Annotated in this window: 7 protein-coding genes; 3 read left to right on the forward strand and 4 right to left on the reverse strand. The window is 67.0% G+C overall.

Annotation, left to right across the window (positions count from 1 at the left end; translation table 11 throughout):
* The first annotated feature begins 28 nt into the window (after positions 1 to 28).
* Positions 29 to 898: an HD domain-containing protein gene (locus tag ACGWYJ_RS34340; RefSeq protein WP_395110737.1), complete on the forward strand. Its 870-nt coding sequence runs from the start codon at positions 29 to 31 to the stop codon at positions 896 to 898.
* A gap of 137 nt (positions 899 to 1035) precedes the next feature.
* Here ACGWYJ_RS34340 and ACGWYJ_RS34345 read toward each other — a convergent pair whose 3' ends face one another.
* The 3 genes from ACGWYJ_RS34345 to ACGWYJ_RS34355 all read right to left on the reverse strand — a co-directional run bounded on the left by ACGWYJ_RS34345 (position 1036) and on the right by ACGWYJ_RS34355 (position 4717).
* On the reverse strand, positions 1036 to 2031 hold the full coding sequence (locus ACGWYJ_RS34345) for a DUF4238 domain-containing protein (RefSeq protein ID WP_395110738.1): 996 nt from the start codon (positions 2029 to 2031) through the stop codon (positions 1036 to 1038).
* A gap of 1091 nt (positions 2032 to 3122) precedes the next feature.
* Positions 3123 to 4271, reverse strand: a complete 1149-nt coding sequence (locus ACGWYJ_RS34350; protein WP_395110739.1) for an endonuclease/exonuclease/phosphatase family protein — start codon at positions 4269 to 4271, stop codon at positions 3123 to 3125.
* A 68-nt stretch (positions 4272 to 4339) separates the two neighbouring features.
* Positions 4340 to 4717: a YybH family protein gene (locus tag ACGWYJ_RS34355; RefSeq protein ID WP_395110740.1), complete on the reverse strand. Its 378-nt coding sequence runs from the start codon at positions 4715 to 4717 to the stop codon at positions 4340 to 4342.
* A 39-nt stretch (positions 4718 to 4756) separates the two neighbouring features.
* On the opposite strand from ACGWYJ_RS34355, the gene ACGWYJ_RS34360 reads away from it, so the two are divergent.
* Positions 4757 to 5395 carry a DsbA family oxidoreductase gene (locus ACGWYJ_RS34360; protein WP_395110741.1) on the forward strand — a complete coding sequence of 213 codons (639 nt, stop codon included), beginning with the start codon at positions 4757 to 4759 and terminating at the stop codon, positions 5393 to 5395.
* 41 nt (positions 5396 to 5436) lie between these two features.
* Entirely contained in the window at positions 5437 to 6195 is a 759-nt protein-coding gene (locus ACGWYJ_RS34365; protein ID WP_395110742.1) for a DUF72 domain-containing protein, read from the forward strand.
* Here the strand turns inward: ACGWYJ_RS34365 and ACGWYJ_RS34370 are convergent.
* Positions 6143 to 6748, reverse strand: coding sequence for a TetR/AcrR family transcriptional regulator (locus ACGWYJ_RS34370; RefSeq protein ID WP_395110743.1), 606 nt, complete (start codon positions 6746 to 6748; stop codon positions 6143 to 6145). The two genes, ACGWYJ_RS34365 and ACGWYJ_RS34370, sit on opposite strands and share 53 nt — an antisense overlap.
* Positions 6749 to 6959: the final 211 nt, after the last annotated feature.

Below are 6959 nucleotides of genomic sequence, written 5' to 3' on the forward strand. Positions count from 1 at the left end.
TGCCTAGGCAGATGGGTAAGGTGTGTCTATGCAGCGGATCGACCCAGCCGACAAGCGGCCAGCCAACGTCCAGATCGCCGCCAGCATCCGAGCCGCGATCCTGACCGGCGAGCTTGAGCCCGGACAGCAGCTGCCGAGCACCCACGAACTGGCCGACTATTTCGGGGTTGCGCGCATGACCGTCCAGAACGCGATCCGGACCCTCAAGGATGAGGGCTGGGTGGACAGCCGTGTCGGCTCTGGCGTGTACGTCCGGGAACAGGCGAAGCTTCCGGCCCCGAATGCCACAGAGCATCCGCTGGCCGGCACCGCGGCGTTCCTCCATGAGATGGGGCACCTGAAGCAGATCCCACGATCCGGCTGGCTACTGCTGCGCATCGCGAACCCTGAAAGCGTGGCCGAGCACTCGGCCCGCGTTGGCATGGTTGGAATCGTGCTCGCCGCCCTCGAAGGCGCGGACGCTGGCCGCACCGCGGCGATGTGCCTGCTCCACGACGCTCACGAGACCCGCATCGGCGACGTTCCCAGCGTTGGTCGTGCTTATGTCCGCACAGCCACTCCGCACGCCGTGACCGCTCACCAGACCGCCGGTATGCCGGACGACGTCGCGAAGCTCGTCCAGGACCTCATCGCCGAGTTCGAGGCGGCCGAGACCATCGAGGCGCGCGTCGCCAAAGACGCGGACAAGATCGAGACTTTGCTTCAGGCCGCCGAGTACAAGGCCCAGGGGCATCCCACCGAACCATGGGAAGAGACTTCGATCGCCGCTCTCCGTACCGACTCGGCCAAAAGGCTCGCCCAGGCCATCATCACTGGCGACCCCAACAGCTGGTGGTCACCCTTCGCCGCCAGCTACCACGAGCTCCGCAAGGCCACCCGGGGCGACACGCCTCAGTGACGCCGAGCTCGTGGAGCCCGACGATGAAGTCGAACACGAGCATGCCGCTCCGCTCCGTCAGCGTGGCCGGGAGTCGTCGACGACCAGAATCGCGCCATGGTGATCGTGAATCGCAACTGCGGAGTTAGTAGGAGTCATTACGAATCGGATGCTCGCCACGATCGCGAGGCGGCTCTCACCGATTTCAGGGTGTTTTTGCTGGGTTTGAAGAAGACGTGCTGGTAAGCCGCACTCACCTGAATGCGGTTGAACCATTCGACTACTGGCTTTTCCAGTTCGGCTACCATTCTTTTGGGTCCGAGTGCCACGAGATGTTTAGGTCCGAGGGGAAGGACCACGGTATGAGCGTCGCCGACCGCCGTGTGGATGGTAACCGGCTTTGACAAGTCCTGAGCTTGATGCCACCTGATGGATACCGCAGGATTGTCGCCGACGATAAACTCAGCTCCCTTGGCCCTCAGCAACTCCGGCTGCCAGCTGGCTATCAGATCCCTGACCTTATAGAATGCGGATTCGATGCTTTCTCTGAACAGCTGCCCACTCGCGAATCCCTTCGCAGGGAGAGACTCGGCAAGGATTCTGTCAAGGAATGACTCCAACGCTGAACCGCTGGGCAGGTACAGGCCCGTTTGGCGGGATGCCTCGCGTCGGAGCAGCTCCCGTCGTGGGCCGAGCATGTTTGCACGCAGGCTCTCGAACGCCTTCTCATATGAAGTTCTGTAGACTGACCTGTAGCGATATGACCGCGCGAAATGCAGGGCAACTAGATCTCGATAAATCTGTACGGTGTCGTCATCAGCGAACGGGTCGCCGCCATCGATGGCGGCGAACAAAACGGGTACTCGTTTCTCGGTCCCGCCCCACAGGGCTTCGATGGTGGCAGAGTCGACGGGCACGAAGTGGTCTGCGTACGCGCACGCCCTCGGTGACTTGAGCTTGTGGTTGCGATCAGGGTGTTCAAGATCGAACTTAACCAAAGCCAGACCACTACCTTGCCGGTTCGGTACCGCCCAGCGCCTCAAGAGCACCTGAGAGACGACATGCTGACGGGCGACTTCTTGGCGCAGGATCTCCGCTTCGGCGACCTGAGATGCTGAAGGACCCGTTATTGACGTAGGCGACTCGGTGCTCATGCACCAATGCTGCCAGAGCCAGTTCACGGGTTCACCTGATATACCGACTGACTCGCACCTGCCCGTTTGCGGGCCGCCGTTGATGGCTGTGCGGCATGTTCTCAACGGGCCCTGGGGCTCTCTGTGGCTTCGCTTCACGTGGGGGAGGCTCCCGGGAGTTCTCCGTGCGTGACGAACTGCGTGACGATGCGAGCGACACGGGACGGACATCGACGGCTCTCAAAAGCCGGGCGTGTACAGGTCGGTCAGGCTTCTGACCTGGTCGGATGGGGCCTAAGTTGATTCGAGTCCAATCGCGGGAGCAGATCGACACCCTTAAAACTCCAGGTCAGGCCCGTCTCTAGCGCCGGAGACGGGCCTGACTGCCGTTTCGGCCATCAAACTGGGTATCAGCCGGTCGAGTGGAGATCGGTGAAGATCAGAGCCATGGCCTCGGCACCGCCCCGGATCACCGGCCGGTAGACCTTCTCCGTGACCTACGTCCCGCTGTGACCCACCAACAGCGCGATCCTGTCCAGAGACCTCTCTGTCGGACAACAGAGAGAGGACTGTGCCGTAGCTCGCGGGGCGCCCAGGCATCGGTGTCCGGCCCGGCCGGAGCGATGACCTCGCGCCGGAACGCCCCAAGGACGGTCATGGCTTCCCGGACCCGCCCGTTCTCTCCGGGGAACAGCAGGGCTTCCGGCGCGGACGGCTCCGGAAAGCTCTCCCAGAGATCGTGTAGGGAGTACCAGGACCGCTGGGAGCTTGAGCGTGCGCCGAGACTTCTTGGTCTTCGTGTCGCCGCGGGCCCGGACGGAGCACCACACGAAGACCGCGAATTCCTCGTGCTTGCAGCCGACTTCGTGCACCGGCGACCAGCGGTCTTGGTCCTTGTCGTAGGCGACGACGTGGGACCACGTCAGTTCGCGCAGGTCAGTAGAGCGGGTGACCTATTGCCACGTGTCCGATTCCGCGCGCTTCCTCAGCGCTGTCGGGCGGCCTGTCGCAGGTGATGTCCGGCAGGTGGTTTGTGGCCGATGACTGCGAGGGCCGAGCGGTGGGATCGGGCGCCAGCCCGGGTCCACGCCGCTCGGCCGTCCCGTTTATGTTCAGTGGTGGTCGTGTTTCTGGTGGATGTGGAGGGTGCTGGTTATTCCGGCGTGGTCGGAGTTCCAGAGGCCGTTGGTCATGGAGCGGCCGGTGACCGTTGAGTTCAGGAGGCGGACGGTGGCCGGGGCGTTGGTCATGATGTGGTCGACCTGGTGGTCGAAATCGGCGGCGGTGCCGGTGTTCAGGTTGGGCGAGTTGATGCAGCAGCTGAGCGGGACGGCGGTGCTTCGCTCGACCAGGCCGGCGTCCAGCAGGACGCGGTACGCCTGCTGGTCGTCGGGGACGACGGTGTCGTCGTCGGAGTTGAGGTCGCCCAGGAGCACCACGGGCAGGCGGCCGGTGGCGGGGCCGCCCGGGGCGACCAGTTCGGCGGCCTGGCGGGCGCGGATGCTCGGGTGGACCGTGCGTGGGTCGAACGCCTCGAGATGGGTGTTGACGAGGCGGAACCGCGCACCGCGTACCTTCGCGTCGACCTTGGTCCAGCCGCGGGTCACCGTGATGGGGACGCCGACGACCGGCACGGTGAGCAGATTCTGGAAGGAGCCGCCCGCCGCGGCGGAGGTGTGCACGCCGCCGTCGACGCGGGCCAGGATGACGTCGCGCATGGTGAGGCGGACGTTGAGTTCGGCGTCCGGCGTGGGCTGGGGGCCGTCGCCGCGGACGGTGTTCTCGTTGACCGGCGCCTCGAAGTCGAACTCCTCTTGGACGACGACCGGCCGGTAGCGCACCTTGCCGGCGTTCAGGCGGTCGAGGAGCAGGCGCAGGAAGTCGTAGCGGACCGTGGTGGCCGTCTTGGGGCCGCCGAGGACCGGGGCGAGCGAGGGCGGGCCCGTACGCCACAGGGCGACCTCCTGGAGGCCGACCAGATCCGGCCGCTGGCCGAGGATCTCCGCCGCCAGGCCGCGCGCCCGCACCGGGAAGTTCGTCGCGGTCACCTGCCGCACCACCGCGCCACCGGCGTCGACGAACGAGGGGAGGTCGGGCGCGCCGAGCGCCGGGGTGAGGTCGGCGCCCAGAAACAGGTTGCGCGTCATCACCCGCGCCACCTGCCCGTTGCGGTCGGTGGCCAGCGCCGCACCCGGCATGGAGCCGATCAGCAGGGCGGCGCCCAGCACGGGCAGGGTCTTACGCAGGGCGGCCTTCAGCATCCCGGCTCCTTCCCAGATTTTCGGGATGCCGACATTACTGAATGATCAGTCGAATAGGGAATAAGCGTTCAGTGGCCGTCCGGTTGGCTTGGAGTGAAGGGCCACTCCTCGAAGGCGGTGCAAAGGCCCTCGTCGTCGAAGCGCAGGATCCAGAGGTCGCGCCAACGGGACGGGGTGTCTTGCTGGTAGTGGACTTCCAGCCTCACTACGGCCGTGTCGCCGTCGACGGCCACGATGTCGCGGGTTATGGTGAACGGTTCGTCGGGGCCCTGGCGTTCGGAGTCCCACCATGGGGTGAGGTTGGAGAGGCCCTGGATCGGGGTCGCCCATGGGGACGGCAGGTAGGAGACGTCCGGGGAGAACAGGTCGGCCAGCGGCTCGGTGCCGGGGGTTCGCCAGGCTCGTTCGTAGGCGTCAACCCATGCTGCGACGGAGGCTCTGTCCACGCATGACATGCTGCCAGTTCCGGCGCGTACGCTGCGTACATGGTGGAGATCACGGTTGATGTCTGGTCGGACCTTGTATGCCCTTGGTGCTTCATTGGGAAGCGGAGGTTCGAGGCCGCGCTTGAGGGTTTCGAGCATCGTGACGCGGTGCGGGTGCGGTGGCGGAGTTTCGAGCTCGACCCGAACGCGCCCACGGAGGCGGTGGAGCGGGCGCCTGAGCTTTTGCAGCGGAAGTACGGGATGACCGCGGAGCAGGCCGCGGAGGCCAATGCCCGGGTGACCACGATCGCGGCCGAGGTGGGGCTGACGTACCGGCTGGACGAGTCGTGGCCGGTGAACTCGTTCGACGCCCATCGGGTGATGCATTTCGCGGCCGACCAGGGTGTGGGGGACGCCGTGCGGGAACGGCTGATGACGGCCTACACGAGTGAGGGTGTTGCCCTGGGCGACCGGGAGACCCTGGTCGCGGAGGTGACGAAGGCCGGGCTTGATGAGGCGGCGACGTGGGAGGTCCTGAAGGGGGACCGGTACGCCGACGCCGTACGGGCCGATGAAAGGGAGGCGGCCGAGATCGGGGTGAGGGGCGTGCCCGCGTTCGTGGCCAATGGGCGGTACCTGGTGAGCGGTGCGCAGCCGGTTGAAGTCTTTGAACGTCTCTTGCGTACGGCCGCGGGTTAGACGCCTGGACTCATCTCGCGGGTAGAGGGAATGAACCGCCCATGCCTGTGTACGTCGGCACTTCGGGGTGGCAGTACGCGCACTGGCGTGGGGTCCTCTACCCGAAGGGGCTTCCCCAGCGGCTGTGGCTTGAGCGGTACGCCGAAGTGTTCCCGACGTGCGAGAACAACGGGGCGTTCTACAGGCTGCCGCGCAGGGAGACCTTCGAGTCCTGGAGGGACAGGACGCCCGATGGGTTCGTGATGGCGCTCAAGGCCAGCCGCTATCTGACCCATATCAGGCGGCTCAGGGACCCGGCGGAGCCGGTGGCGCGGTTGATGGGGGTGGCTCGGGTGCTGGGCCCCCGGCTCGGGCCCGTCCTGCTGCAACTGCCGCCCACCCTGCGGGCCGACCCCGGCGTGCTGTCGGACTGCCTGGCGCAGTTCCCGCGCGAGGTGCGGGTGGCGGTCGAGCCCCGGCACGTCTCCTGGTGGACGGATGAGACGCGCGCCGTCCTGGAGAGGCATGGTGCGGCGCTGTGCTGGGCCGATCGCCTGGGACGTCCCCAGAACCCGCTGTGGCGCACCGCGGACTGGGGGTACCTGCGGTTCCACGAGGGCGCCGCCCGGCCGTGGCCCAACTACGGCGACCAGGCGCTGCGGACGTGGGCGCGGCGCTTGGCCGACACCTGGGACGCGGACGAGAACGACGCCTACGTCTACTTCAACAACGATCCGGGTGGGGCGGCCGTCCGGAACGCCCTGCGGTTCACGGCCTTGGCCGGAGCCCGTCGAACACGATCGCCAGCGTCCGGTTCATGACGTCCCGGTCCCACGCGGTGTGCACCGTCGCCTGGCACACCCCCACGAGCAGCGCGATCACCTCCGGCGCGCTGACGTCCTTGCGTACGGTGCCCGCGTCCTGCGCGTTGGTCAGCAGGTCCTCGATGGCCCGGCGCAGGCCGTGCACGGGCTTGGACACGCTGATGTCGATGCCCGCCTCGGCGAGCAGGTCGATCACGGTCTTGGTGCGTGCCGCCCGCTCGGTCATGCCGGTGAAGAAGGTGAACAGCGCGGTGGCCGGGTCGCCGCCGCGCAGCAGCCCCTCGATGTCGTCGGCCAGCCGCGCCGCCTGCGCCCCGATGATCGCCTGAAGCAGCGCCTCCTTGGTGGGGAAGTGCCGGAAGACGGTGCCGATGCCCACGCCCGCCTGCTGCGCGATCTCCTCGGTCGAGGCGGCGGAGCCCTTGGCGGCGAAGACGGCCTCGGCCGCTTCGAGGATGCGCGTCCGGTTGCGCCGGGCGTCCGCGCGGAGCGGTCTCCCCGCGGGAGTGGGCTGCGGTCTCCCCGCAGGGGCGGGCTCGTACGAGGCCATCGGCTGGTCGCTCCCGTGGTCGTGCGTTTCTGCTCTGGGCGATCGCGGCCCGAATGCCGACCACGATCGTTGACGGCGGCGCCGCCGCTCCCTACGCTGAAGCGAAGTATAGACTCCGTTTCCTTGCGGAGCCGCGGCAGGGCCCTCACCGGGGCCACAGCAGGGGGCTGAGGAGATGTTCGAGAGGTTCACCGACCGCGCGCGGCGCGTC

Origin of the sequence: Actinomadura sp. SCN-SB (genome assembly GCF_043906805.1) — a bacterium.
GTDB lineage: Bacteria > Actinomycetota > Actinomycetes > Streptosporangiales > Streptosporangiaceae > Spirillospora.